Here is a 2252-nt window from a genome sequence, read left to right as displayed (position 1 = left end):
GACAAGGTATGAGGAGGGCGACAGGCTGGTGGTGCGTGGGGTGATCGACCACTTCCTGTTCGCCGACGGCACCGTGCGCCGCGGCGATCTGCACCAGCTGCCGTACACCAATAAGCCTCCGGTCACGCTGATCCCGTTCGTCGAGTTCGAGGCCATCGGTGAGACCGCCTTCTCGGCGAAGATTCCCTCGGGCATGTTCCAGGATGAGGCACAGGACACGCTGACCTATTCGCTGAGTGAGAACGCGCCAGCCTGGCTGGTCATCGATCCGCTCACCGGCGAGCTTACGGGCACACCGCCCAATGGCGGTGCGGATCTTTCGCTGGACATCATCGCCGCCGACAGCTGGGGGCAGCGCACCACGGCCTGGCTGACGGTGAATGTACGCAACGTGCTGCGGGGTACCGACGGCGCGGATGTACTTGCCGGCACCCAGTTCCGCGATGATCTGCATGGCGGCGCGGGCAATGATGTATTGAGTGGTGCAGGTGCCGGTGATCGCCTGTATGGCGGTGAGGGCGACGATATCTATGTGGTGAGCGACCCGAGCCAGCAGGTGATCGAACTGGCCGGCGGCGGTGACGACACTGTTCGCAGTGGCAGCCATCGCTACGTGCTGGGCGAGAATGTCGAGCGGCTCGAGCTGCTGGACGGTGCGTATGAGGGGACCGGCAACCAGGGCAACAATACGTTGATCGGCAATCTGGGCGACAACAGGCTTGATGGCGCCGCCGGGGAAGATCGCCTGGTCGGCGGTGGCGGCGATGATACCTACGTGGTCGACAGTGCCGGCGACGTTGTCATCGAGGTGGCCGGCGAAGGCATCGATACCGTGGAGTCGGCGCTGGACTGGCAGCTGGGCGACCATCTGGAGAACCTGGTGCTGACCGGCTCCGGCAACCTGAGCGGGGTTGGCAACAGCCTGGACAACGAGCTGTATGGCAATGATGGCAACAATCGGCTCGAAGGCGGCCTGGGTGCTGATCGTCTGTACGGTGGCCTGGGCGATGATCTGTACATCATCGAGTCGGCCCAGGATCGCGTGTTCGAGGACGAAGGCGGCGGTCTGGATACCATCGAGCGCCGCTTCGAGACGAACCTGATCCTGGCCGACAATGTCGAGAACCTGATCCTGGCCAACGGCATTGTGTCCGGCAACGGCAACGCGTTGGACAATGTCATCAATGGCAACGCTGCGGCAAACAAGCTGAGCGGCATGGACGGCAACGACACCCTTGTCGGTGGTGATGGCGATGACCAGCTATGGGGCGGCAGCGGTGACGATGTCCTGCGCGGTGACAATGGTGCGGACTATCTTGACGGCGGCAGCGGTGCTGATCAGATGAGTGGTGGCGCAGGCAATGACATCTACATCGTGGACAATACGGCGGACACGATCATCGAGCTTGCCGGCGGTGGCACTGACCAGGTGCAGTCTTCGGCTTCCTACACGCTGTCGGCGGATCTGGAGAACCTGTTCCTGACCGGAAGTGCTGACATCAACGGGACCGGCAACGCGCTGGGCAACTACCTGGCGGGCAACAGCGGCAGCAACACGCTCAACGGAGGAGGCGGCAACGACACGCTCAGTGGTGGGGGCGGCAACGATACCCTGCTGGGCGGAGCTGGCAATGACGCCTATCTGGTCGATGCGAACTCGGGCAGCGATGTGGTCGACAATACCGGTGGCGGCAACGATACGGTGTTCTTCCAGAACGGCGTCACCCGGGAGCGGCTGAGCTTCTCCCGCGAGGGGGATGACCTGTTGATCCGGATCGACCAGGCAGCCACGCCGGCGGTGCGCGTGCGCAATCACTTCCTCGGCGGGGACTGGGCCATCGATCAGGTTCAGCCTGACGGAGGCAGTTCACTCAGCGCGGCCCAGATCAATCAGCTGGTGAGTGGCGGCAGTGGGGGCGGATTCGACAAGACCATCACCGGCACCTCGGCGGGAGAGCAGTTGGTGGGCACTGCCGGCAAGGACCTGATCGAGGGACTGGGGGGCGATGACAAGCTGGAAGGCGGCGATGGCAATGATTACCTGTCCGGTGGCAACGGCAGCTTCAGCGGATCAGGCAAGGACATCCTGATCGGTGGCGCCGGCGATGACCAGCTGGTGGGCGAAGATGGCGATGACATGCTCATCGGCGGAGTGGGCAACGACACCTATTTCTACCGGGCCGGATCGGGCGCCGATACGGTGGACAACACCGGCGGTGGTACCGACTGGTTGTACTTTGATGGCATTGATC

General features: G+C 63.2%; 1 protein-coding gene. It reads left to right on the top strand.

The genetic code is table 11. The features are described from left to right. Positions 1-40: 40 nt before the first annotated feature. A partial coding sequence (locus tag ACFQ6N_RS40310) for a putative Ig domain-containing protein (RefSeq protein ID WP_380659130.1) occupies positions 41-2252 on the top strand: 2212 nt, incomplete at its 3' end.

It is taken from the genome of Kitasatospora sp. NPDC056446, assembly GCF_042796115.1.
Classification (GTDB): Bacteria; Actinomycetota; Actinomycetes; order Streptomycetales; family Streptomycetaceae; genus Kitasatospora.
This window is presented reverse-complemented; position numbering and strand designations above follow the sequence as displayed.